Origin of the sequence: Paracoccus sp. DMF (assembly GCF_004407025.1) — a bacterium.
In the GTDB taxonomy this organism is placed as follows: Bacteria; Pseudomonadota; Alphaproteobacteria; order Rhodobacterales; family Rhodobacteraceae; genus Paracoccus; species Paracoccus aminovorans_B.
In genome coordinates, this window is sequence record NZ_SOKV02000025.1 from 26,668 (window position 1) to 51,046 (window position 24,379).

The 24,379-nt window shown below is 68.0% G+C and carries 21 protein-coding genes and 1 pseudogene; 12 read left to right on the forward strand and 10 right to left on the reverse strand.

Going from position 1 to position 24,379, the window contains the following annotated elements:
• Positions 1-71 precede the first annotated feature (71 nt).
• On the forward strand, positions 72-1,118 hold the full coding sequence (gene epmA, locus E3D03_RS13500; protein WP_263567358.1) for an EF-P lysine aminoacylase EpmA: 1,047 nt from the start codon (positions 72-74) through the stop codon (positions 1,116-1,118).
• 146 nt (positions 1,119-1,264) lie between these two features.
• A complete protein-coding gene (locus E3D03_RS13505; protein WP_263567359.1) occupies positions 1,265-2,545 on the forward strand; it encodes a lytic murein transglycosylase in 1,281 nt (426 codons plus the stop codon).
• A gap of 359 nt (positions 2,546-2,904) precedes the next feature.
• Here E3D03_RS13505 and E3D03_RS13510 read toward each other — a convergent pair whose 3' ends face one another.
• From E3D03_RS13510 to E3D03_RS13520, 3 genes are read right to left on the reverse strand one after another with little or no spacing between them, the layout of a single operon-like run.
• Positions 2,905-3,084, reverse strand: a complete 180-nt coding sequence (locus E3D03_RS13510; RefSeq protein WP_156429148.1) for a hypothetical protein — start codon at positions 3,082-3,084, stop codon at positions 2,905-2,907.
• A 7-nt stretch (positions 3,085-3,091) separates the two neighbouring features.
• Positions 3,092-4,864, reverse strand: a complete 1,773-nt coding sequence (locus E3D03_RS13515; protein WP_263567360.1) for a PHA/PHB synthase family protein — start codon at positions 4,862-4,864, stop codon at positions 3,092-3,094.
• Positions 4,861-5,508: a helix-turn-helix domain-containing protein gene (locus E3D03_RS13520; RefSeq protein WP_318013740.1), complete on the reverse strand. Its 648-nt coding sequence runs from the start codon at positions 5,506-5,508 to the stop codon at positions 4,861-4,863. The genes E3D03_RS13515 and E3D03_RS13520 overlap by 4 nt, the downstream gene beginning before the upstream one ends.
• Positions 5,509-5,712: 204 nt before the next feature.
• On the opposite strand from E3D03_RS13520, the gene E3D03_RS13525 reads away from it, so the two are divergent.
• Genes E3D03_RS13525 through E3D03_RS13535 form a run of 3 tightly spaced genes read left to right on the forward strand, consistent with a single transcriptional unit; the run spans position 5,713 to position 10,653 of the window.
• Complete coding sequence (locus tag E3D03_RS13525) at positions 5,713-6,780, forward strand: HlyD family secretion protein (protein ID WP_263567362.1); 1,068 nt, start codon at positions 5,713-5,715, stop codon at positions 6,778-6,780.
• Positions 6,777-9,539: a ribosome-associated ATPase/putative transporter RbbA gene (gene rbbA, locus E3D03_RS13530; protein ID WP_263567363.1), complete on the forward strand. Its 2,763-nt coding sequence runs from the start codon at positions 6,777-6,779 to the stop codon at positions 9,537-9,539. The genes E3D03_RS13525 and rbbA overlap by 4 nt, the downstream gene beginning before the upstream one ends.
• Before the next feature lies 1 nt (position 9,540).
• The gene (locus tag E3D03_RS13535; RefSeq protein WP_263567364.1) at positions 9,541-10,653 is read left to right on the forward strand and encodes an ABC transporter permease; all 1,113 of its coding nucleotides are present in this window, start codon (positions 9,541-9,543) and stop codon (positions 10,651-10,653) included.
• 65 nt (positions 10,654-10,718) lie between these two features.
• Here E3D03_RS13535 and E3D03_RS13540 read toward each other — a convergent pair.
• Positions 10,719-10,860, reverse strand: a pseudogene (locus E3D03_RS13540) (IS5/IS1182 family transposase); the annotation flags it as partial.
• A gap of 200 nt (positions 10,861-11,060) precedes the next feature.
• Here E3D03_RS13540 and rarD point away from each other — a divergent pair.
• Positions 11,061-11,993 carry an EamA family transporter RarD gene (rarD, locus tag E3D03_RS13545; protein WP_263567365.1) on the forward strand — a complete coding sequence of 311 codons (933 nt, stop codon included), beginning with the start codon at positions 11,061-11,063 and terminating at the stop codon, positions 11,991-11,993.
• A 140-nt stretch (positions 11,994-12,133) separates the two neighbouring features.
• Here the strand turns inward: rarD and E3D03_RS13550 are convergent, their stop codons facing one another.
• The 5 genes from E3D03_RS13550 to E3D03_RS13570 all read right to left on the reverse strand — a co-directional run bounded on the left by E3D03_RS13550 (position 12,134) and on the right by E3D03_RS13570 (position 18,372).
• Positions 12,134-12,250, reverse strand: coding sequence for a DUF2474 domain-containing protein (locus E3D03_RS13550; protein ID WP_263567366.1), 117 nt, complete (start codon positions 12,248-12,250; stop codon positions 12,134-12,136).
• A complete protein-coding gene (gene cydB, locus E3D03_RS13555) occupies positions 12,250-13,254 on the reverse strand; it encodes a cytochrome d ubiquinol oxidase subunit II (RefSeq protein ID WP_263567367.1) in 1,005 nt (334 codons plus the stop codon). Before cydB ends, E3D03_RS13550 begins: the two co-directional genes overlap by 1 nt.
• Before the next feature lies 1 nt (position 13,255).
• Entirely contained in the window at positions 13,256-14,659 is a 1,404-nt protein-coding gene (locus E3D03_RS13560) for a cytochrome ubiquinol oxidase subunit I (RefSeq protein ID WP_062562345.1), read from the reverse strand.
• A gap of 349 nt (positions 14,660-15,008) precedes the next feature.
• Complete coding sequence (locus tag E3D03_RS13565) at positions 15,009-17,228, reverse strand: heavy metal translocating P-type ATPase (RefSeq protein WP_263567368.1); 2,220 nt, start codon at positions 17,226-17,228, stop codon at positions 15,009-15,011.
• 238 nt (positions 17,229-17,466) lie between these two features.
• A complete protein-coding gene (locus E3D03_RS13570) occupies positions 17,467-18,372 on the reverse strand; it encodes a LysR family transcriptional regulator (RefSeq protein WP_263567369.1) in 906 nt (301 codons plus the stop codon).
• A 105-nt stretch (positions 18,373-18,477) separates the two neighbouring features.
• Here E3D03_RS13570 and E3D03_RS13575 point away from each other — a divergent pair, with 105 nt between their 5' ends.
• The 5 genes from E3D03_RS13575 to E3D03_RS13595 are packed head-to-tail and all read left to right on the forward strand — an operon-like array spanning position 18,478 to position 23,167.
• Positions 18,478-19,479 carry a hydroxyacid dehydrogenase gene (locus E3D03_RS13575; protein ID WP_263567370.1) on the forward strand — a complete coding sequence of 334 codons (1,002 nt, stop codon included), beginning with the start codon at positions 18,478-18,480 and terminating at the stop codon, positions 19,477-19,479.
• 11 nt (positions 19,480-19,490) lie between these two features.
• A complete protein-coding gene (locus tag E3D03_RS13580; protein WP_263567371.1) occupies positions 19,491-20,168 on the forward strand; it encodes an RraA family protein in 678 nt (225 codons plus the stop codon).
• A gap of 51 nt (positions 20,169-20,219) precedes the next feature.
• Complete coding sequence (locus tag E3D03_RS13585; protein ID WP_263567372.1) at positions 20,220-21,176, forward strand: tripartite tricarboxylate transporter substrate binding protein; 957 nt, start codon at positions 20,220-20,222, stop codon at positions 21,174-21,176.
• Positions 21,176-21,637 (forward strand): tripartite tricarboxylate transporter TctB family protein, encoded by a 462-nt coding sequence (locus E3D03_RS13590; RefSeq protein WP_062562339.1) that lies wholly within the window; start codon positions 21,176-21,178, stop codon positions 21,635-21,637. Before E3D03_RS13585 ends, E3D03_RS13590 begins: the two co-directional genes overlap by 1 nt.
• A 21-nt stretch (positions 21,638-21,658) precedes the next feature.
• Positions 21,659-23,167 (forward strand): tripartite tricarboxylate transporter permease, encoded by a 1,509-nt coding sequence (locus E3D03_RS13595; RefSeq protein WP_263567373.1) that lies wholly within the window; start codon positions 21,659-21,661, stop codon positions 23,165-23,167.
• Positions 23,168-23,271: 104 nt separating this feature from the next.
• Here E3D03_RS13595 and E3D03_RS13600 read toward each other — a convergent pair whose 3' ends face one another.
• On the reverse strand, positions 23,272-23,676 hold the full coding sequence (locus tag E3D03_RS13600) for a hypothetical protein (RefSeq protein ID WP_263567374.1): 405 nt from the start codon (positions 23,674-23,676) through the stop codon (positions 23,272-23,274).
• A gap of 313 nt (positions 23,677-23,989) precedes the next feature.
• Between E3D03_RS13600 and E3D03_RS13605 the strand changes: the two genes are divergently transcribed.
• A partial coding sequence (locus tag E3D03_RS13605; protein WP_263567375.1) for a formate--tetrahydrofolate ligase occupies positions 23,990-24,379 on the forward strand: 390 nt, incomplete at its 3' end.

The following is a 24,379-nucleotide window of genomic DNA, read 5'->3' on the forward strand; positions in this document are numbered from 1 at the left end:
GCGATGATGATTTCCCTTAGCGCCTCGCGCGGCTTTGCGCCAGTCGCAAGCGGCGAAAAACGAGGTCTGCGATGAAAACCGCCCCTGACACGCCCTGGTGGGACCGCGACCGCCACGCCGGCCGCCGGCCGCTGCTTCTGGCCCGCAACCGCATCCAGCGCGCCATCCGCGACTGGCTCGAGGCCCAGGATTTCACCGAGGTCGATCCGCTGGCCCTGGCCGTGAGCCCCGGAAACGAGGCGCATCTGCATGCGTTCGAGACCCGGCAGATCGGCAACGACGGCCAGCCCCGGCCGATGTATCTGCATACCAGCCCGGAATTCGCCATGAAGAAGCTGCTGGCGGCGGGTGAGGCGCGCATCTTCGCCTTCAGCCATGTCTGGCGCAACCGCGAGCGCGGCCGGCTGCACAGCCCCGAGTTCTGCATGCTGGAATGGTATCGCGCCGGAGAGGATTATCGCGTGCTTTTCGAGGATTGCGCGCAGTATCTGCGGCTGGCCGCCGAGGCTGCCGGGGCCGAAATGCTGCGGTTCCACGATATGGAATGCGACCCTTTCGCCGCGCCGCAGGTGATGAGCGTGGCCGAGGCGTTTCGCGAACATGCCGGCATCGACCTGCTCGCGACCTGCGACGGCGCCGAGACCGATGCCGCCGGCTTGCGCGCCCAGGCCGAGGGGCAGGGCATCCGCCTTGGTGCCGACGATAGCTGGTCCGACATGCTGTCACGGATCCTGGTCGAGAAAGTCGAGCCGCATCTGGGCCAGGGCCGGCCGCTGATCCTGGACCGCTATCCCGCCGCCGAGGCCGCACTGGCCCGGCCGGCAAGCGACGAGCCGCGCGAGGCCGAACGCTTCGAGCTTTACGCCTGCGGCGTCGAACTGGCGAATGGCTTCGGTGAGTTGACCGATCCCGCCGAACAGCGCCGCCGGTTTGAACTTGAGATGCAGGAAAAGGCCCGAATCTACGGCGAGCGTTATCCGCTGGACGAGGATTTCCTGGCGGCCTTGGCGCAGATGCCGCCGGCCTCGGGCTGCGCGCTGGGATTCGACCGGCTGGTGATGCTGGCCACCGGCGCGCCACGCATCGACGAGGTGATCTGGACGCCACTGGCGCAATAACAACCTGTTGCACGCGACAGTTGATGTTTTTTCGAGATGCGGCGCGGCCGCGGATGCGCGACGCCTTGCCGCCGCCGTGATTTCGCCTTTCGGCCCGATCACGGGAACGCTAGGTTGAAAAAAACACATGCGCGAGGGGCAGGGGAATGCGGTTTTCATTGCGACTGACAGCCACTTTGACGGCTTTGGCCTTGGTTCTGGGCGGATGCAGCGGCGGGATGTACTCCCCGCGCGGTGGCGTGCCGCAGCAGAGCCAGGAGATCAAATGGGGCCGCAACCAGAACCCGCCGCCGGCCAAGGTCGCCGGGCTGAACCAGTGGATCGCCGGCTTCAAGGCCAATGCGCGCGCCCAGGGCATCAGCGACAGCACGCTGGATTTCGCCTTCCGCGACGTGGTCTACAACCCCGAGGTGGTCAAGCGCAGCCAGAACCAGGCCGAGTTCAAGAAATCCCTTTGGGAATATCTGGAAAACGCGGTCTCGGAAAAGCGCCAGACCAACGGCCGCGCCGCGCTGGGGCAATATGGCGGCGTGCTGAGCCGCGTCGAGGCGACCTATGGCGTCGACAAGGAGATCGTCGCCGCGGTCTGGGGCATGGAATCGACCTATGGCGAGCGGCGTGGCGACCTGCCGCTGATCGAGGCGCTGTCCACCTTGTCCTATGAGGGCTATCGCGGCGATTTCTTCCGCAGCCAGTTGATGGCCTCGCTGAAGATCCTGCAAGCGGGCGATATCGACCCCGCCCATATGACCGGCAGCTGGGCCGGCGCCATGGGGCATACCCAGTTCATTCCGACGACCTATCTGTCCTATGCCGTTGATTTCACGGGCGATGGCCGCCGCGACATCTGGTCGAACGACCCGTCGGATTCCCTGGCCTCGACGGCGAATTACCTGGCGAAATCCGGCTGGCAGCCCGGCCTGCCGGCCGCGGTCGAGGTGACGCTGCCCGCCGGCTTTAACACCGGCCTTGCCGGCAAGGGCAAGCGGCGCTCGGTTTCGGAATGGCAGTCGCTGGGCATCCGCCAGGCCACCTCGCGGCCCTTGCCGCCGGCCGGTGCCTCGACCGAGATGCTGATTCCCGGCGGCGCCGACGGCGCGGCCTTCCTGATCACCCGCAACTTCCACGCCATCCTGCGCTACAACAACGCCGACAGCTATGCGCTGGCGGTGGCGCATCTGGCCGACCGGCTGAAAGGCTATCCGGGACTGGCGAACCCGTGGCCGGCCAGCCACCCCGGCCTGCGCATCGAGCAGCGCAAGGAGATGCAGCGCCTGCTGACCGCGCGCGGTTTCGACACCCAAGGCGTGGACGGCAATGTCGGCTCGAACACCATCAACGCGATCCGGGCCTATCAGACCTCGCGCGGGCTGCCGCCGACCGGCACGCCCTCGGCCGCGCTGCTGGAGCAGCTGCGCCGCGGTTGACGGCAGGAATGACGAACGGGCGAAGGCCACCACAACCTTCGCCCGTTTCGCGTCGGAACGACTTGGGACCGCTTACCACCACAACAAGCGCACCGCTGACCGACATGATCCTTTTGTCGCGCGCCGGGCGCCGGATGTGAAGCTGGCATTTTGGGCAGGTCGTGGCCGGCAGGATGCGCAGCACAGTTTATTTTACATAACTCTGGTTATCGGAAAATCCTTGCGGAAGGGCGGCGGTTCTATTGTCGAACAACCGGGATTCATCCATCCGAGCCGGACAAATTCATCCTAAACCCGATCCACCAGATGCCGGGACTGAACAGCTGGGATGCGCTTTGCCGGGGTTCAGCTTTATGTCATCAATCCGCCCAATCGATAGATTGCAGCGCATCCTTGACGGTCGCGAGGTCCAGCCCGGCGCGCCATGTCTTGCAGCATGGCCGCCCGCTCGCGCCTTGCCGCCGTGGTCGTAAGCCTGCATCGAGCGCACCACGTCGATAGCGACGGCCGCAGGCGCGGTTGCGGATCGGATCGCCCATGGCCGCCTCATCGTTGCAGGACATAGGTGCCGGGCGCAGCGGCCAGCGCCGGATAACCGCGCTCGGGCGCGCCCGCGCCGGGGGGCGGAACCTGCGGGCCGGAGGATTGCGCCGCCAGCCAGTCCGCCCATTCGAGCCACCACGAGCCCTCCTTCTCGGCCGCGCTTTCCAGCCATTCGGCCGGAGCCAGATAGGGATCGGCCATCCGCTTCAGTGCCACGCGGAAATGCCGGTGCCCGCTGCCCGGCTCGCTGAGAATGCCGGCATTGTGGCCGCCGCCGGTCAGCACGAAGGTGATGTCGGTGTCGCAAAGCTGGTGGACCTTGTAGACCGAAGGCCAGGGCGCCACGTGGTCGCGCTCGGTTCCCACCACGAACAGCGGCACGCGGATGTTCTGCAACGCCGCGGGCCGGCCGTCGACCATGAACCGGCCGCTGGCCAGTTCGTTGTCGATGTAAAGCCGCTGCAGATATTCGGCGTGCATCCGATAGGGCATCCGGGTCGAATCGGCATTCCAGGCCATGATGTCGAACATCGGCGTGCGCTCGCCCATCAGATAGTCGTGGACCAGCCGCGACCAGATCAGGTCGTTGCTACGCAAGAGCTGGAAGGCCCCCGCCATCTGATCCGCCGACAGATAGCCGCGGTTCCACATCATGCTTTCCAGGAAATGCATCTGGCTGTGGTCGATGAACAGCGCCAGTTCGCCCGGCTCGGTGAAATCCGTCTGCGCCGCCAGCAGCGTGAGCGAGGCCAGCCGGTCGTCCCCGGCATGCGCCATGGCCGCCGCAGCGATGGAGAGCAGCGTGCCGCCCAGGCAGTAGCCCGCGGCGTGGATCTTTTGTCCCGGCACGATGGCGTTGATCGCATCCAGCGCCGCCATCACCCCCAGCCGGCGATAGTCGTCCATGGTCAGGTCGCGGTCCTCGGCGGTCGGGTTGCGCCACGAGATGCAGAACACCGTATGCCCCTGCCCGACCAGATAGCGGATCAGCGAGTTCTGCGGCGACAGGTCGAGGATATAGTATTTCATGATCCAGGCCGGAACGATCAGGACCGGCTCGGGCCGGACAGTTTCGGTCGCGGGGGCATATTGGATCAGCTCGATCAGGTGGTTGCGCCAGACCACCTGCCCCGGCGTGACGGCGACGTCGCGGCCGACGACGAAATCCTCGGTCCCGGCGGACGGCTGGCCCGCCGCCAGCCGGCTGGCATCCTCCAGCCAGTTCTGGAACCCCTGCACGAAATTGGCGCCGCCGGTGGCCAGCGCCTTGCCGATCACCTCGGGGTTGCCGAAGGGATTGTTCGAGGGCGAAAAGAGGTCCAGCCATTGCCGGGCGGCGAAAGAGATCACCTCCTCATGGTGGGGGGTGACGCCGGGCACCTCGCGCGTGGCATTGTGCCACCATTGCTGGTTCAGCAGGAACGCCTGCGACCAGAAACGCCATGGCTGCTTTTGCCAGCCCTCGGCCCGGAAGCGGTGGTCCCCCGGCAAGGGCTCGATGCAGGGCGGGGTGTCGGCGCACAGCCGGGCGGCGGCCATATGGGTCGCCAGCCGCTGGAACTTGGTCATCGCCTTGTAGGCCAGTTCCAGGCGCTTGCCCGGCGCCATCGCCAGATGGATGGACCAGTCGAACACCGCCAGCGCCAGAGCCGCCGGCGACAGGCCGCCGGTCATCTGCGCGGCCAGCGCCTCGCGCATCCGGTCCATGCTGCGGAACGCTTCGAAGCCAAGGGTTCCGTCCTGTCCCTGCGGGGATTGCGGCAGGTTCTTGGTCATTTGTCCGGGTCCTCCTCTGCGCCCGCGGCCGCGCCGGCAGGCAGGCCGCCGATATGGGCGATCGTGGTTGCCAACAGGTGGTCAAGGTCGCTGCCCGCGCCCTCGCGCAGCGGCGCGATCTCCAGAACGTTGCGCAGGATGCCGACGCCGGCCAGCAGCGCGGCGATGACGGCGGCCCGCATCGCCGCCGGATCGTCCAGCCGCGCCCCGAGGGGTGCGACAAATTCGCGCATGATGCAGTCGCGCACCACGCGGGACGCCGCCGGGCTGGACAAGGAATGGATGATGATGTCCAGCGGCCCGATTTCCCTGGGCGTCGCCTGGCCGTCGCGGTGGAACACCTGCGCGGACAGGTGACGGCTCAGGTCGCGCGGCTGTTCGGCCAGGACATGCTGCATTCCGGTCGAGGCCAGGACGGCCTGCGCAAACAGCTGTTCCTTGGACCCGAAGCAGCGGTGCGCATAAGCGACGTCGACACCGGCATCGGCGGCGATGTCGCGCAAGCCGGTTTCCTCGTAGGAATTCCGTGCAAACCGCTGGACCGCTGCCTGCAGAATGCGGGCGCGGACGGGAATTGCGTGCAGATCGGGGGCCGGGGCGCGGCGCATCGGGGGACTCGCGAGATCAGGTTGCCAATACCGCATTTGGTAAACTCGAACGCGGTCAACCGTTGTTGTCCTGGATCAAGGTGCGGCGCATTTTTCGCGGGCATGTCACCCCTGCCGGGATCGCAAGCAGGAGACGAGCATGGCGAATCATCGAAGGGTCGCGGGCGCGGCTGCGGCGGCAAGCCAGCCGCGGATCGAACGCCCCGAAAACGAACGGCTCCGAATCAAGAGGGTGCTGCCATGAAGTCCAGTTCCAGAAGGTGGCTGCTGGCCGCCCTTGCCATCATCATCGTCGCGGGCGCCTGGCTGGCCTGGCAACGGCTGGGCGCGGCCGGCCTGCCTTCGGGACTGGCCGGCGGCAATGGCCGCATCGAGGCGGTGGAAATCGACATCTCGACCCGGACGGCGGGCCGGCTGAAGGAAATCCTTGCCGACGAAGGCGATTTCGTCGAGGCCGGCCAGCCGCTGGCCCGGATGGACACCGTCCAGCTGGACAGCAAGCGCCTGCAGGCCGAGGCCGAGCTGAAGCGGGCGCGGATCGGCGTGGACACCGCGAAGATCCAGATCCTGCAACGCGAGGCCGAGCGCGAGGCAGCCGCGGCCGTGGTCGCGCAGCGCGAGGCGCAGCTGGACGCCGCCGACCGCCGGCTGGCCCGCAGCGAGCAGCTGGCCCGTAGCAACGCGACCAGCCAGCAGGTGCTGGACGACGACCGCGCCACCCGGCAGGGCGCCAGGGCAGCAGTCGAGGCCGCGAAGGCCCAGCTGGCCGCGACCGAAGCCGGGATCAACGCCGCCCGCGCGCAGGTGGTCGATGCCGAGGCCGCCGTCGGCGCCGCCGAGGCCGCGATCGCCAGCATCGTCTCGGACATCGACGACAGCACGCTGACCGCGCCGCGCGCCGGCCGCATCCAGTATCGCGTCGCCGAGCCGGGCGAGGTTCTGGGCGCCGGCGGCCGTGTGCTGTCGCTGGTCGATGTGGGGAATGTCCATATGACCTTCTTCCTGCCGACCTCGCAGGCGGGACGGGTGGCGCTGGGAAGCGATGTCCGCATCGTGCTGGACGCGGCGCCGCAATATGTCATCCCCGCCCGCGTCAGCTTCGTGGCCGACGTGGCCCAGTTCACCCCCAAGACCGTCGAAACCGAGGAGGAGCGCCAGAAGCTGATGTTCCGCATCAAGGCCAAGGTCTCGCCCGAATTGCTGGGCAAACACGTCCAGCAGGTCAAGACCGGGCTGCCCGGCATGGCCTATGTCAAGATCGACCCCGCCGCCGAATGGCCGGCCGAACTGGCGGAAACCGTGCAATGATCCCGGCGGGGGAAGCGGGGCCGGTGGTCCGGGTTCAGGGCGTCGGCCTGTCCTATGGCAAGACCCGCGCTTTGCGGGACGTGACGCTGAACGTGCCCGCCGGCTGCATGGTCGGCTTGATCGGGCCGGACGGGGTGGGCAAGTCCAGCCTGCTGTCGCTGATCGCCGGGGCCCGCGCGCTGCAGTCCGGCCGCATCGAGGTGCTGGGCGGCGACATCGCCGATGCCCGCCACCGCCAGGCCGCCTTTCCCCGCATCGCCTATATGCCGCAGGGTCTCGGCAAGAACCTTTATCCGACGCTTTCGGTGTTCGAGAACATCGACTTCTTCGGGCGGCTGTTCGGCCATGACCGGGCCGAGCGCGAACGCCGCATTCAGGAATTGCTGGCCCGCACCGGCATGTCGGCCTTTGCGGACCGTCCAGCCGGCAAGCTGTCGGGCGGGATGAAGCAGAAGACCAGCCTGTGCTGCTCGCTGATCCACGACCCGGACCTGCTGATCCTGGACGAGCCGACCACCGGCGTGGACCCGCTGTCCCGCCGCCAGTTCTGGCAGCTGATCGACGACATCCGCCGCGACCGGCCGGGGATGAGCGTCATCGTCGCCACCGCCTATATGGAGGAAGCCGCGCGCTTCGACTGGCTGGTGGCGATGAACGACGGGCAGGTGCTGGCGACCGGCGCGCCCGCCGCGCTGTTGCAGCAGACCGGCACCGCCAATCTGGACGCCGCCTTCATCGCCCTGCTGCCCGAGACCGCGCGCAAGGACCACCACGAGGTCGTGATCCCGCCCCGCCCCGCCACCGCCGACCAGGACATCGCGATCGAGGCCCGGGGCGTCACCGTCCGCTTCGGCGACTTCACCGCCGTGGACAATGTCAGCTTCCGCATTCCGCGCGGGGAAATCTTCGGCTTCCTGGGCTCGAACGGCTGCGGCAAGACCACCACGATGAAGGTGCTGACCGGCCTCTTGCCCGCCAGCGAAGGCACCGCGCGGCTGTTCGGGGCCGAGGTCGATCCCGACGACATCGCCGTGCGCCGCCGCGTCGGCTACATGAGCCAGGCGTTCTCGCTGTACACGGAACTGACGGTGCGGCAGAACCTGCAATTGCACGCGGAACTGTTCGGCATGGCCGCCGGTGCGATCAGGCCGCGGATCGCGGAACTGGCCGGGCGCTTCGACCTGACCGAGGTCATGGACACGCTGCCCGACGCGCTGCCGCTGGGCATCCGCCAGCGGCTGTCGCTGGCGGTGGCGCTGATCCATTCGCCGGAAATCCTGATTCTGGACGAGCCGACCTCGGGCGTGGACCCGGTGGCGCGCGACGGCTTCTGGCAGATTCTCTCGGACCTGTCGCGCAAGGACAATGTGACGATCTTCGTCTCGACCCATTTCATGAACGAAGCCGAGCTTTGCGACCGCATTTCGCTGATGCACGCCGGCAAGGTGCTGGTCAGCGACACGCCCGCCGCCATCGTGCAAAGCCGCGGGGCCGGGACGCTGGAACAGGCTTTCGTCGCCTGTCTGGAGGAGGCGATCGGCACGCCCCCCGAAGCGCCGGCCGCAGCCCCTGCCCCGCCGGCCGGACCGGCAGCCGGTCCCGCGCCCCCCGCACCTGCGCCCGCGCGGCGGTTTTTCGACCTGCGGCGCATGCTGGCCTATACCCGGCGCGAGGCGCTGGAATTGCGCCGCGACCCGATCCGGGCGACGCTGGCGATCATCGGCAGCGTGCTGTTGATGTTCGTGATCGGCTATGGCGTCAACATGGATGTCGAGGATCTCAGCTTTGCCGTCCTCGACCGCGACGACACCACCGTCAGCCGCGACTATGTGCTGCAACTCTCGGGCTCGCGCTATTTCACCGAGCAGCCGCCGATCACCGATTACGACGACATGGACCGGCGGATGCGCAATGGCGAGATCAGCCTGGCCATCGAGATCCCGCCCGGCTTTGGCCGCGACGCCACCCGCGGGCGCGCGGTCGAAATCGCCGCCTGGATCGACGGCGCCATGCCGACGCGGGCCGAGACCGTCCGCGGCTATGTCCAGGGGATGCACGCCGCCTGGCTGACCCAGAAATCGCGCGAGCTTTACGGCGACGCCGCGACGCAGGGCAATTTCCAGCTGGCCCTGCGCTATCGCTATAACCCCGACGTGCAAAGCCTTGTCGCCATGGTGCCTGCCGTCATCCCGCTGCTGCTGCTGATGATCCCGGCCATGCTGGCGGTGCTGAGCGTGGTGCGGGAAAAGGAGCTGGGCTCGATCATCAACTTCTATGTCACGCCGGTGTCCAGGGCCGAGTTCCTGCTGGGCAAGCAGATGCCCTATATCGCGCTGGCCTTCCTGAATTTCCTGATGCTGGCGGCCTTCGCGGTCTTCGTCTTCCGCGTGCCCTTCACCGGCAGCTTCGCCACGCTGGTGGCGGCGGCGCTGCTGTATTCCTTCATCACCACCGGCATGGGGCTGGTCATCTCGACCTTCATCGACAACCAGATCGCGGCGCTGTTCGCCACCGCGCTGATAACGCTGATCCCGGCGGTGCAGTATTCCGGCCTGATCGACCCGGTGTCGTCCTTGCAGGGGCTGGGGGCCTTTATCGGCCGGATCTATCCGACAACCTATTTCGTGACGATCACCCGCGGCACCTTCTCCAAGGGGCTGGACTTTGCCGACCTGGCCGGGGCCTTCCTGCCGCTGCTGATCGCCGTGCCGGTCCTGCTGGGCGCCGGCGTTCTTTTCCTCAAGAAACAGGCAAGCTGACATGAGCATGGCCAATGTCCTGAAACTGGGGATCAAGGAGCTGCGCCGGCTGATGCGCGACCCGGTGCTGCTGGTGCTGATCGTCTATGCCTTCTCGCTGGCGATCTTTACCGCGGCCAAGGCGATGCCGGAAACGCTGAACCAGGCCGCCATCGCCATCGTGGACGAGGACCAGTCGCCGGTCTCGGCCCGCATCATCACCGCCTTCTATCCGCCTTATTTCGTGCCGCCGCACCTGATTACGGCGCAGGAAATGGACAGCCGGCTGGACGCGGGAACCGACACTTTCGCGCTGAACATCCCGCCCGATTTCCAGCGCGACCTGCTGGCCGGGCGTGTGCCCACCATCCAGTTGAACGTGGACGCCACCCGCATGAGCCAGGCCTTCAGCGGCGGCGGCTATGTCCAGTCCATCGTCACCAGCGAGATCAGCGAGTTCCTGGACCGCCATCGCAGCCAGGCCAGCGTGCCGGTGGCGCTGAACCTGCGCGCCCGCTTCAACCAGGAACTGAACAAGGGCTGGTTCGGCGCCATCTCGAACGTGATTTCCTCGGTCACCATGCTGTCGATCATCCTGACCGGCGCCGCGCTGATCCGGGAACGCGAGCATGGCACCATCGAACATCTGCTGGTGATGCCCGTCACGCCGACCGAGATCATGGTCAGCAAGATCTGGTCCATGGCGCTGGTGGTGCTGCTGGCCTCGGGCTTCGCGCTGGTCTTTGTCGTAAAGGGCGCGCTGGCGGTGCCCATACAGGGCTCGATCCTGCTGTTCCTGGCCGGGGCGGCGCTGCACCTGTTCGCCACGACCAGCCTGGGGATATTCCTGGCCACGGTCGCCGGGTCCATGCCGCAGTTCGGGCTGCTGCTGATGCTGGTGCTGCTGCCGCTTCAGGTGCTGTCGGGCGGCGTCACGCCGCGCGAGAGCATGCCCGAGGTCATCCAGACCATCATGCTAGCCGCGCCGAACACGCATTTCATGATGCTGTCGCAGTCGATCCTGTTCCGCGGCGCAGGGCTTGGCGTGGTGTGGCCGCAGTTCCTGGCGCTGTTCCTGATCGGGCTGGTGCTGTTCCGGTTCTCGTTGCACCGGTTCCGCAGCTTCTTGCGCTAGGTTGCGGACTCATAACTTTGTTGCACAATCGGCCGGTGGTCGGGCAGCCTCGGGGGCAGAGCTGCGGCCTCGGCGATTGACGTGCCGAGCGCGGTAAAGCCGTTCAGCACGGCGACGGACCTGGAACGCGACCTGACGGTCGAAGTCCCGTGCGCCCGGCCGTTGGCCGAGCAGTTCCCCACGGTGCAGCTTGGTGTCTGCACGGCTTCCCGCCGCCCGCAAGAAGAAGGACGCCGGCCATGTCCTGACGCCGCCATGCCCCGCTTCGGCTTCTCGGACGCCGGGGCACGTCTCGGCGCAGATCAGCACGCTTTCCCATGTTTCCGGTTGCACGCGCGCAGATCGCCTCGCGGAACCGCGCACCGCCGCCTCTGGTGCAGTCGCGGATTGCAGCCTATGCAACCGCTATGAGCAGCCCTGCCGATCCCGACAGCGTTTCCCCCCGTGGCCTGGTCCTGGTGATCCTGACCTATGTCCTGTGGGGCTTTCTGCCGCTTTACATGAAGGCGCTGGCGCATGTGCCGCCGATCGAGGTCGTCGCCCATCGGGTGATCTGGTCGCTGCCCATCGCGGCGGCGGTGCTGATCTGGCAAGGGCGCGCGGCCGAGGTGATCGCGGCCCTGCGCACGCCGCGCCTGCTGGCCATGGCGGTGCTGACGGCCGTGCTGATCTCGGCCAATTGGCTGATCTATGTCTGGGCCATCGCCAACGATCACGCGATGGAGGCGGCGCTGGGTTACTATATCAACCCCCTGTTCAGCGTCTTCCTGGGGGCGGTGCTGCTGAAGGAGCGCCTGGGCCGGACGCAGCGCATGGCCATCGCGCTGGCGGCGGCCGCGGTCGTCATCATGACCGTGCAGGCGGGCCGCCTGCCGCTGGTGGCGCTGGGGCTGACCCTGTCCTGGGGCATCTACGCCTATTGCAAGAAGAGCCTGCCGCTCGGCCCCAACCAGGGCTTCACGCTCGAGGTTCTGGTGCTCTGTCCCTTTGCGGCGGCCATCCTGCTGTGGCTGGCGCTGACCGGGCAGTCGCATTTCGGCACGGGCTCAGGCGCCGACACGCTGCTCTTGCTGGGCTGCGGCGTGGTCACGGCGGTGCCGCTGATGCTCTATGCCAATGGCGCCAAGCTGGTGCGGCTGTCCACCGTCGGCATCCTGCAATATATCGCGCCGACGCTGATCTTTCTCTGCGCGGTGCTGGTTTTCGGCGAGCCGTTCGACCAGTCGCGGCGGATCGCCTTTCCGCTGATCTGGGCGGCACTGGTGCTGTATTCCCTGGGGTTGTGGCGGCAATATGGTGCCGCGCGCCGCAAGGCCGCAGCGACCGGCCGGATGCAATAGGCCGGCTCCGTCGTCGTGCCGGACTTGCGGTAGGACCGGCGGCACATTCCGGCGCGCCGTCTCTCGCGCCACATATCCCCGACAGAGAAACCGGTCATCATGAAGCTCGGAGGTGACCGGTAATCGTCAGGTGCGGAGGTTCACGGTGCAAGCGCCCAGCGGATGACCATGGCCACAAGGCCAAGGGCCAGGACGCTGGCGGCCCAGATCGCGGCCATCCAGACCAGCCGCTTCCACAGCGCAGCCTCGCCCGCCATCAATGGTAGCCGTGCGTTCCGACCTTGCCGCGGAACACCCAATAGGCCCAGCCGGTATAGGCCAGGATGATCGGGATGATGAACACGGCGCCGGCCAGCATGAAGGACTGGCTGCGCGGCGGCGCGGCCGCGGCCCAGATCGTCACCGAGCGCGGCACCGCATAGGGAAAGATGCTGATGCCCAGCCCGATGAAGCACAGCAGGAACAGGGCAAGGAGCATCAGGAAGGGCAGCCGCTCGGCCCCGGCAGCCAGGCTGCGCAGCAGCACGAAGGCGCAGATCGCGACCAGCAGCGGCACCTGCGCCGTCAGCAGCACGCCCGGGACGTCGAACCAGCGCCGCCAGTAGTCATAATTCAGGAAGGGCGTCGCGGCGCTGACCGCGATCAGCATGGCGATCATGGCCGGGACAAGCAGATGCACCATGCGCCGGGCGTGGCTCTGGGCGCCGCCCTCGGTCTTCCAGTTGAGCCAGGCCGCGCCGAGCGCCGCATAGCCCGTCAGCAGCGCCACCCCGGTCAGCAGGCTGAACGGGCTGAGCCAGTCCAGCCAGCCGCCGGCATAGGCACCCTGCCGGACCCGGATGCCCTGCAGGATGGCGCCAAGCGCGATGCCCTGCGACAGCGCCGCCACCACGGAACCGGCGGTGAAGGCCAGGTCCCAGAAGGCGCGGTGGCGGGGGTCGCGCCAGCGGAATTCGAAGGCGACGCCGCGAAAGATCAGGCCCAGCAGCATGGCGATCATCAGCGGATAGGTCGCCGGCAGGATGATGGCATAGGCCAGCGGAAAGGCCGCCATCAGCCCGCCGCCGCCCAGCACCAGCCAGGTCTCGTTGCCGTCCCAGACCGGCGCGATGGAATTCATCGCCTGGTCGCGCTCTTCGCCGACCTTCAGCGTCGGGAACAGGATGCCGATGCCCAGGTCGAACCCGTCCATGACCACATAGGCGAAGACCGCAAAGCCGATGATCAGCGCCCAGACGACGGTCAGGTCGATGCTTTCCATGTCAACGCTCCATGCTGGCGGTGGCGGGCGCGGGGGTGATCCCGGCGGCGCGCTGCGGCTGGGGCGGCGGCTCGGTCTCGTCCGGTTGCGGCGGCTTGGCCATCAGGCGCAGCAGGTAATAGATCCCCGCCCCGAAGGCGAAGAAATAAACGACGACGAAGGCGATCAGCGAGGTCGCGACGGCGGGCGCGGCCAGCGGCGAATGCGACTCGGCGGTGCGCAGCAGGCCATAGACGGTGAAGGGCTGGCGGCCGACCTCGGTGGTGATCCAGCCTGCGATCACGGCGACGAAGCCCGCAGGCCCCATGACCAGCGCCGCCCGGTGCAGCCAGCGCCAGTCGTAAAGCCCGCCGCGCCAGCGCGCGAACAGGCTCCAGAGCCCCAGCCCCAGCATGGCGAAGCCCAGGCCGACCATGATGCGGAAGGACCAGAAGACGATGGCCACGGGCGGCCAGTCCTCGCGCGGGAAATCGCTCAGCCCCGGCAGGGCGGCGTTCGGATCGTGCTTCAGGATCAGCGAGCCGAGCTTCGGCACCTCGACGGCGTAATCGACGCGCGCGGCCTGGCTGTCGGGCAGGCCGAACAGGATCAGCGAGGCGCCCTCGGGGCTGGGCTCGTAATGGCCCTCAATGGCCAGGATCTTGGCGGGCTGGTGCTCCAGCGTGTTCAGCCCATGCGCGTCGCCGACCAGGACCTGGATCGGCGCGACGATGGCCGCCATCCACATCGCCATCGAGAACATCTTGCGCGCACCGGGATTGGCGCGGTCGCGCAGCAGGTGCCAGGCCCCGACCGCGCCCACCGCCAGCGCCGTGGTCAGATAGGCGGCGATGACCGTATGCACCAGCCGGTAAGGGAAGCTTGCGGTGAAGATGATGGCCCACCAGGACGGCCCCGGCACGAACTGGCCCTGCTCGGTAAGCAGATGGCCCGCCGGGGTCTGCATCCAGCTGTTCGCCGCCAGGATCCAGGTGGCCGAGATCAGCGTCCCCAGCGCGACCATGCAGGTGGCCAGGAAATGCAGCCCCTTGCCGACCTTGTTCATCCCGAACAGCATCACGCCCAGGAACCCCGCCTCGAGGAAGAACGCCGTCATCACCTCATAGGCCATCAACGGGCCGATCACCGGCCCGGCCTTTTCCGAAAAGACCGACCAGTTGGTGCCGAACTGATAAGACATCACCACGCCCGACACGACGCCCATGCCGAACACCACCGAAAAGATCTTCAGCCAATAGCGGAACAGGTTGGCATAGACACCCCTGCCCGTGCGCAGCCACAGCGCCTCGAGCACCATGAGATAACTCGCCAGCCCGATCGAGAAGGCCGGAAAGACGAAGTGGAACGAGACCGTGAAGGCGAATTGCACGCGGGCCAGGACGACGGCGTCCAGATGTTCAAGCATGGCTGTCCCTCCGGGGGATCAGGTGGCGATGCGAACGGGAATGGATTTCGCGGCGGGCGTGCCGCTGATCCGGTCAATGTAATCAAGCGGCAGAAGCGGATTCGGTTCCGGATAATATCCCGCGACAGAACCGCGCGGCATCGGACAGGCGACGACCGCCAGTCCCCGTCGCGGCTGATCGTCTCCAGCGCCACCCGCTGGCATCGCAGCCTGCGCTGTCGCCGACCGGCCCGCCCGCCGAGAGGCTGACGGCCGAGATGGTGCGGTCTTCGCGCGCGAGAGCCGGCGCCGCCGACCCGATCTCGGGCAGGCCGATGCTGCTGTCGACGGGCGGCACGCGGCGCCGGGATCAGCCCTGCCGCGTCGGATCGAAGCGCAGCAGGCGAAGGGCGTTCAGCGTCACCAGCACCGTCGCCCCGGTATCGGCCAGGATGGCGATCCAGAGCCCGGTGATGCCCAGGATCGAGGTGACCAGGAACACCGCCTTCAGCCCCAGCGCGATGCCGACGTTCTGGCGGATGTTGCCCATGGCCGCCCGCGCCAGCCGGATCAGCGCCGGCACGTCCTCGACCCGGTCGCGCAGGATCGCCGCATCGGCGGTTTCCAGCGCCACGTCGGTGCCCGAGCCCATGGCGACGCCGACGCCGGCCTGTTTCAGCGCCGGGGCATCGTTGATGCCGTCGCCGATCATCATCACGCCCGCCTGCGCCTGCAGGCTGCGGATGGCGTCGAGCTTGTCCTCGGGCAGCATTTCGGCGCGGAAGTCGATGCCCAGCTGACCGGCGATGGCCTCGGCGGTGCGGGGATTGTCGCCGGTCAGCATCAGGGGCGCGATGCCAAGCGCGCGCAGCTGCGCCATGGCCGATGCGGCATCGGCGCGCGGCTCGTCGCGCAGCGCGATCAGGCCCAGGGGTGCGGCCTCGCGGAACACAGCGACCACGGTCTTGCCCTGCGATTCCAGGGCGGCGGCCCGGGCGGCATGCGCGGGGGCGATGCCGCCCGCCGCCTGCGCGTGGCGGGGCGAGGCCACCCAGGCCAGGCTGCCCCCGACCCGCGCCTCGGCGCCCTTGCCGGGCAGCGCGCGCGCCTCGGCGGCCGGCGGCGGGGCGACACCGGCGGCCTCGGCCCGCGCCAGGATCGCCCGCGCCAACGGGTGGCTTGAGCCCGCCTCGACCCCGGCCGCGACCGCGAGCAGCTCGGCCTCCGAAACGCCAGGGCCCGGCAGCAGGTCGGTGACCTGCGGCTTGCCATGGGTCAGCGTGCCGGTCTTGTCGAAGGCGACGCGGCTGACCCCGGCCGCCGCCTCGATCACCGCCCCGCCCTTCATCAGCAGCCCCTTGCGCGCCCCCGCCGACAGCGCCGAGGCGATCGAGGCCGGGACCGAGATCACCAGCGCGCAGGGGCAGCCGATCAACAGCAGCGCCAGGCCGCGATAGACCCAGGTGCCCCAGTCCTGGCCCAGCACCAGCGGCGGCAGCAGCATGACCAGCCCGGCCAGGGCGACGATGGCCGGCATGTACCAGCGGCTGAAACGATCGATGAAACGCTCGGTCGGGGCACGGGCCTCCTCGGCCTCCTCGACCAGGCGGATGATGCGGGCGATGGTGTTATCGGCTGCCTCGCGCCCGACGCGCAGGCGCAGGGCGGCCTCGGTGTTGATGGCCCCGGCGAAGACCGCGTCGCCGGGGCCGCGCGTCACCGGCACGCTTTCGCCGGTGACCGGGCTTTCGTCGATGCCGCTGCTGCCTTCGACGATCTCGCCATCGGCGGGGATGCGGTCGCCGGGCCGGACCAGCACGGTCTGGCCGATGCGCAGGCTTTCGGCCGGCACCTCGCGGGTGCGGCCGTCCTGCTCCAGCAGCGCGGTCTTGGGCACCAGCGCGCCGAGGGCCCGGATGCCGTCGCGGGCCTTGCCGGCGGCGACGCCTTCGAGCAGTTCCCCGACCGCGAACAGGAAGACGACCAGCGCCGCCTCCTCGGCCGCGCCGATGACCAGGGCGCCGATGGCGGCGATGGTCATCAGGCCTTCGATGGTGAAGGGCTGGCCCATGCGCAGCGCCTGGAAGGCGCGGGCCGCGACCGGGGCGACGCCGATCAGGCAGGCGGCGAGAAAGGCCCAATAGCCGATGCGGGCCGAGGTCAGCAGCTCGACCGCCCAGGCCAGCGCCAAAAGGGCGCCGGTCAGGATCACCAGCCGGCCCTTGCCGGTGCGATACCAGGGCAGGCCGCGTTCGGTCGGGGCGTTGTGGCTGTGGCCATGGCCGGTCTCGACCTGCGGCGCGCCGTGGTCGTGGTCGTGCCCCCTGCAGCAGCTTTCCTGCGCGCCCGGCCCGTGTCGTGACGCCTGGGCGCCGCGCGGCGCGATGCGATAGCCAAGCTTGCGCACGGTTTCCTCGACCGCATCGGCCGAGCCGGCGGGGGCGAGATCAAGGCTCAGCCGCTCGGCCATCAGCGCGACGCTGACGCCGCTGACGCCGGGCAGGCGTTCCACCGCCCGGGTCACCTTCAGGGTGCAGGCGGCACAATCCATGCCGCTGACCGTCCATTCGCGCCGTGTCGTCTGATCCATCGCCGGTCTCTCCTGCCCGGCCGTTGCCGGGGCCGCTCAACTCCATCGATTCGGAAATCTAGGGGCTCTAGCAACTAGAGCTTCAAGAGGTTTCGCGGCAAAGCGGGAAAAATCGCTCCTACGGAAAGCATGGCCGCCGCCGACGTCGCCGATGAGACCGAACCTTCTGAGCAACCGGGGCATCCTCATGCGCCACGGCCATGGAAAGCGCCGGAAAGCTGCTGGCCGGGCGACGCGGTCATGATGCGCCCTGCCCCCGTGCCGGCGCCGCCTTGACGCCGAACGCGCCGCTGACATCGGCAAGCTGCTCGTGCAACTCCTCGATCAGCTTCGCGCGCGGGCCAAGCGGGCGCTTGAGCAGGCCGATCTGGCGAAAGGCCGGCGGCTCGCCAAAGGGCAGCATGACCAGCCCCCGGCGCTCGATGGCGGCGATGCGCGGGACGACCGAGACGCCCAGCCCGTTCTCGACGCAGGCGGTGACGGCGGCGATGGTGTCCATCTCGGCGATGTCGTTCAGCGTCAGGTTCATGCGCCCCAGTTCGGACTCGATCAGCAGCGCCAGCGGCACGTTGCTGCGGAACCGCACGAAGGGATGCGCGGCCAGCATCTGCGGCACCGGCATCATCGCCGTGCCGGGCGGCGCGATCAGGTAAAGCGGCTCGCGGATGAAGGGCTGCCAGCTCAGCTCGCGCAGCGAGACGCTGTTCTCGGCGATGATCGCGGCGTCCAGCCGCCCGGCGGCCACGTCCTGGACCAGATCGCCGGAATTGCCGACTCGCAGCTTGATCTTCAGCCCCGGATGCGACGCCACCATGCGCGAGATCGCCTGCGGCAGCAGTCCGATGGCGCTGGTGCGCACCGATCCGATCGAGAACGTCCCCACGATGCGCCGGCCCGAGATGGCATCGAGCGCATTTTCCGTCGCCCGCACCAGCTCGGCCGCGGCCTCGACCATCTGGTGCCCGGCCGTGGTCAGGGTCGGCGGGCGGTTTTCGCGATTGAACAGGCTGACCCCGACTTCGGCCTCAAGCGCCTGAATCTGCTGGCTGACCGCCGAAGGCGTCAGCGCGACCTTCTCGGCCGCGCGGGCAAAGCTGCCGGTCTCGACGATGGCGAGAAGCGTCCTGAGCTGGCGTGTATCCATTTCATCCAGTTTTTCTTAATTAGATAAACAGAATTATCCGCTTTCATTTAGCATGGCAACTCTTATGAACTGTCTCCATTCTGACGCTGTCGGAGAGTGGGGGAGATGAGCGAAAATATCCTGATCACCGGGCCGAGCCTTGCGCCCGAGGCCGATGCCGTGCTGAAGAACGCCGGTTACAACCCGGTCTACCTGCCGCCCTATACCGAGGGCGAGGGTCTGCTGAAGATCGCGGCCGAAGCCCAGCCCGTCGGCATCCTGGTCCGCATGGGCCGCATCGACGAGGCGCTGTTCGCGCATACGCCGAAGCTGCGAGTGATCTCGAAACACGGGGTCGGCGTCGACAACATCGATCTCGCGGCCGCCAGTGCCCGCAATATTCCCGTGGTGGTGGCGACCGGCGCCAATGCGGTCTCGGTGGCGGAACATGCCATGGCGCTGCTCTTCGCGGTGGCCAAGAAGATCCTGCCGCTGGACCGCAGCCTGCGCGAAGGCCGCTGGGAAAAGCCCGGCTTCCTGGGACGCGAACTGGCCGGCTCGACCATGGGCCTGGTGGCCTTCGGCGCCATCGCGCAGCAGACCGCGCGCTTTGCCAAAGCCTTCGGCATCGATGTCGTCGCCTATGACCCCTTCGCGCCCGACGCGCTGTTCAAGGCCGAGGGCGTGGCGCGGGTCACCGATCTGGACGCCCTGCTGGCGCAAAGCGACATCGTCAGCCTGCACAGCCCGCTGACGCCCGAGACCCGCAACCTGATCAATGCCGAGCGTCTGGCGCTGATGAAGCCCGATGCCATCATCGTCAACACCGCCCGCGGCGGGCTGATCGACGAGCCGGCGCTGCTCGCGGCGCTGCGCGAGAACCGCATCGCCGGCGCCGGCCTCGACACCTTCGCCAAGGAACCCGCCGATCCGGACCATCCGTTCTGGGCCGAGCCGCGCCTGGTGGTGACGCCCCATATCGGCGGCGTCACCCGCGCGGCCAACCTGCGCGTCGGCACCGACGCGGCCCAGGCCATCGTCGACTATCTTGCGGGCAAGGAACTGCCGCGCAACCGCATCTTCAACCGTCAGCTCCTTGCCGCCGCCCCCGCGCGCGCGGCCAATTGAAGGTTCACGCCATGTCCATCGGTTTCCGCATCCTGAACCGCCAGCGCGTCGTTCCGGCCGAACTGGTCGCCCGTTTCGCCGCCCTTCCCGTGGCCAATGTCAGCGACAGCATGCACCGCACCATCGCCGCCGGCGACCGCCTGCGCAAGATCCACCGCGACGGCGTGCTGGCCGGCCCGGCCCTGACCGTCCGGTCCCGCCCCGGCGACAACCTGATGCTGCACAAGGCCATCGACCTGGCCCAGCCCGGCGACGTGATCGTCTGCGACGCCGGGGGCGACCTGACCAACTCGCTGATGGGCGAGCTGATGCTGGCCTATGCGGTCAAGCGCGGCGTCGCGGGCTTCGTGCTGAACGGCGCCATCCGTGACCTCGATGCCTTCGTGCAGACCAATCTGCCGGTCTATGCCGCGGGCGTGACGCATCGCGGCCCCTACAAGGACGGCCCCGGAGAGATCAACGTGCCCATCGCCATCGACGGCATGGTGATCGAGCCCGGCGACCTGATCCTGGGCGACAGCGACGGCGTGCTTTGCGTGCCCTTCGCCGATGCCGAGGCGGTCTATGCCAAGACCGCCGCCAAGCAGGACGCCGAGCAGAAGCAGATGGCCGCGATCGAGGCCGGCACCAACGACCGCGCCTGGGTCGACGCCTCGCTGAAGCGGCTCGGCTGCGAATTCCCGGCATAACTTCGATTCAACAGGGTCGCGGCGGGAGGCTGCGACCAAAGGGAGGATATCATGAAGACCTTGCTTGCCTTGCCGCTCGCGGCAGTTCTCTCCGCCGGCTTCGCCACCACGGCGCTGGCCGACTGGCCGACCGACCGGCCGATCGAGTTGATCGTCGCCTATTCGCCCGGCGGCGGCACCGACATCATGCTTCGCACCCTGGCGCCCTATATCGAGGCCGACCAGGGCACGCAGATCCCGGTCCTGAACCGCCCCGGCGCCTCGGGCGAGATCGCCTATACCGCGCTGTCGCAGGCCCGTCCCGACGGCTACACCCTGTCGTCGCTGAACGTGCCGGGCTTCCTGACCATGCGCATCGACCGCAAGCTGCGTTTCGACCCGGCCGATATCTGCCCGGTGGCGCGCATCGTCGAGGATCCGGGCATGTTCGTGGTGCAGGCGGATTCGCCCTACAACTCGCTGGCCGATGTGGTGGCCTATGCCAAGGACCATCCCGGCGCGGTCTCGGTGGGCACCACCGGCGTCGGCACCGACGAGCATCTGGCTATGCTGCAGCTCGAGCAATCGGCCGGGATCAAGCTGACCGCGGTGCCCTTCGGCGGCGCCAACGAGGCCAGGACCGCGCTGCTGGGCGGCCATGTCACGCTGATCGGGCTGAACGTCGGCGAATTTGCCAGCACCGAGCCCGGCCAGATCAAGGCACTGGGCCAGTTCGGCGAGCAGCGCTCGACCCTGGCGCCCGACCTGCCGACCGCCAAGGAGCAGGGCTTCGACGTGCTCATGGCGTCCGAGCGCGGCATGGCGACGCGCTGCGACGTGCCCGAAGAGATCCGGGCCAGGCTGGCGGCTTCGGTCGAAAAGGCGCTGGCCAATCCCGAGTTCCAGGAAAAGGCCAAGCAGCAAGGTCTGGCGCTGTCCTATCAGTCGGGCGCCGACTGGTCCGCCGCCATGCCGGCGCGGCTTGAGCGGTTCCAGGAGATCTTCAAGCTCATCAAGGACCGCCAGTGATGGCCGGGCCGGGTGTTCCGAACAAGGGCGATCGCCCCGACCTGCTGACGGCGGCGATATTCATCGGGCTTGGCGCACTCGGCCTGTGGCAGACGAGCGCGCTCGATGGCGGCACGCTGGCGATGATGGGGCCGGGCTACCTGCCCCGCGTCGTCTGCGGCCTTCTGATCGCCATCGGCCTGGTCGTCGGCTTCAACGCCATGCGGCGCGAGGCGGTCGCGATCGACCCGATCAAGCTGCGGCCGGTGATCGTCATCACCCTGTCGATCGTGGTCTTCGCCTATGCCGCGACCCATGCCGGGTTCGTCCTGGCCTCGCTGTTCCTGATCATCGCGGGCTCGCTGGCCGATCCGGGCGGCAAGTGGCGCACGACGCTGCTGCTGGCCGCCGGGCTGACGCTGTTCGGTGCGCTGGTCTTTGTCTACGGGCTGGGCGTGCAAGTCCCGCTCTGGCCGTTCTGAGCCACGCCTGGGGAGGGTAAAATGAACTTCATCGACCTGCTCATGCTCGGGTTCGGCGAGGCGATGACCTTGCAGAATCTCAGCTTCTGCCTGTTGGGCGCGCTGCTGGGCACGCTCATCGGGGTGCTTCCGGGGATCGGCCCGACCGCGACCATCGCGGTCCTGCTGCCGATCACCTTCTTCCTGCCGCCGCTGGCGGGCATCATCATGCTGGCCGGCATCTATTACGGCGCGCAATACGGCGGCTCGACCACGGCGATCCTGGTCAATCTGCCGGGCGAGGCCTCGGCCGTGGTCACCACGCTCGACGGCTACCAGATGGCGCAGCAGGGCCGCGCCGGGGCGGCGCTGGCCGTGGCGGCGCTGGGGTCGTTCTTTGCCGGCACGGTCGCGACCTTCGCCATCGCCATCGCCGGGCCGATGCTGTCGCAATTCGCCCTGTCCTTCGGCCCGGCGGAATATGTGGCGCTGATGGTCTTCGGCCTGCTCGCCGCCACCATCCTGGCCAGCGGCCCGGTTCTCAAGGCCATCGGCATGATCCTGGTCGGCCTGCTGCTGGGCATGGTCGGCACCGACCAGGCCACCGGGGCCGAGCGGCTGACCTTCGGCGCGGTCGAACTGTTCGACGGCATCGACTTCATCGTCATCGCCATCGGCCTGTTCGGCTTTTCCGAGATCATCGCCAACCTGGAACGCAGCGGCTCGGAAGGCGTGACCGTCGCGCCGATCACCCGGCTCTGGCCCACGCGCGATGACTTCCGCCGCTCGTGGCGCGCCGTGCTGCGCGGCACCGGCCTCGGCACGCTGCTGGGCCTGCTGCCGGGCGGCGGCGCGACGCTGGCCTCGTTCAGCGCCTATTCGCTGGAAAAGCGCGTCTCGCGCCATCCGGAGCAATTCGGCAAGGGCGTCGTCGAGGGCGTCGCCGCCCCCGAGGCCGCCAACAATGCCGCCGCGCAATCGTCCTTCATCCCGCTGCTGACGCTGGGCATTCCGTCGAACAACATGATGGCGATGATGCTGTCGGCCTTCATGATCCACGGCATCACCCCGGGCCCCTCGGTGCTGACCAACCAGCCCGAGATCTTCTGGGGTCTCGTCGCCAGCATGTGGATCGGCAACCTGCTGCTGGTCGTCATCAACCTGCCGATGATCGGGCTGTGGGTCAAGCTGCTCACCGTGCCCTACCGCCTGCTCTATCCCGCGATCCTGCTGTTTTGCTGCATCGGCGTCTACAGCATGAACAACCGCATCTTCGACGTGATGCTGGCCGCGGGCTTCGGGCTGCTGGGCTATGCCTTCCGCAAGGCGAAATGCGAGCCAGGCCCGCTGCTTCTGGGCTTCGTGCTTGGCCCGCTGCTGGAGGCGAACCTGCGCCGCACGCTGCTGATCGAACAGGGCGACCCCTCGATCTTCGTCGAGCGTCCGATCAGCCTGGTGATGCTGATCGCCACGGTGGCGCTGCTGGCGATGATGATCTTCCCGGCCTTCCGCAAGAAGCGCGAAGAGGCCTTCCAGGAAGAAGAAGCCTGACACCGCCACGCCGCGCAAGACCAGGCCCCGCCGGATCCGCTCCGGCGGGGCCTTGCCATGGAACGGCCGGGACTATGAGAAGCCCGGCTCTTCCGCCGTCGCGATCATGGCGCCATCGGCGAGCCCAGGCTGGACCCGAGCAATCGCCTGCCGTCGCCAGCAGCGGGATCTCGGTCGGCGTCGCGATGTCCGCGGATGCCAGGCTGTTCCCGGACTTCGAGCCCGAGCACCGGCGCACGACGACCGGCTATGCGTTTCCCGACCGGCCGTGGGTCGTCACTGATTCGCCGTTTCCAAGCAGCGCAGACCCATTTTTCAGGATGCAACGGTGGATCGATCGCGCCGACCGAAAAGCGCTCATTTGGACAGAATGTACCAGTTTGGCCGCCGGACCCGCCTGCTCCATGGTCAGAATGTCCGAAGATCGGGTGGCCGCATCGCGGCCGGCGGACAATGTGGCCGATCAACACATTGATATAAATCAATAAAATGTTGACAGCCAGAGCCAATACGGCGTTCCTGCTCTTGGGGGCATCGTCGGAAACGCTGCATGCGGGCACCGGCCGTCAGGGGAAGGGAGGAAATGATGCGTCATTCCAGCATGCCGGCAGGGCTGCCGCCAGCGGCGCCAGATGCCCGGCGGGCCACGGCCTGCCTCGACGAGCGACCCTATCCAGGGCTGTGAGCCGCATCGCGGCCGGATGGCTCTGCGGCGCCTCATACCGCAGATCTCTGGCATCTGACGGAATCGACCGGGCCGGCGGGTGAAGCCGGCTTGCGGGTGATCGTTTAGGCACAACCTTCAGCACCAAGAACATCATCATGGCATACAAGAGCGACTCGGAAATCGCCTCGGAGGCGGCCAAGCTGCCGATCCGGGACGTCGCGGCAAAGCTCGGCATCGCGGCCGAGGACATGCTGCCCTATGGCCACGACAAGGCCAAGGTCAGCCGGCAGTTCATCGACGGGCTGGCCGACCGGCCGCTGGGCCGGCTGGTCCTGGTCACGGCGATCAACCCGACCCCGGCCGGCGAGGGCAAGACCACCACCACCGTCGGCCTGGGCGACGCGCTGAACCGCATCGGCCGGCGCGCCTGCATCTGCATCCGCGAAGCCAGCCTCGGGCCGAACTTCGGCATGAAGGGCGGCGCGGCGGGCGGCGGTCATGCGCAGGTGATCCCGATGGAGGACATGAACCTGCATTTCACCGGC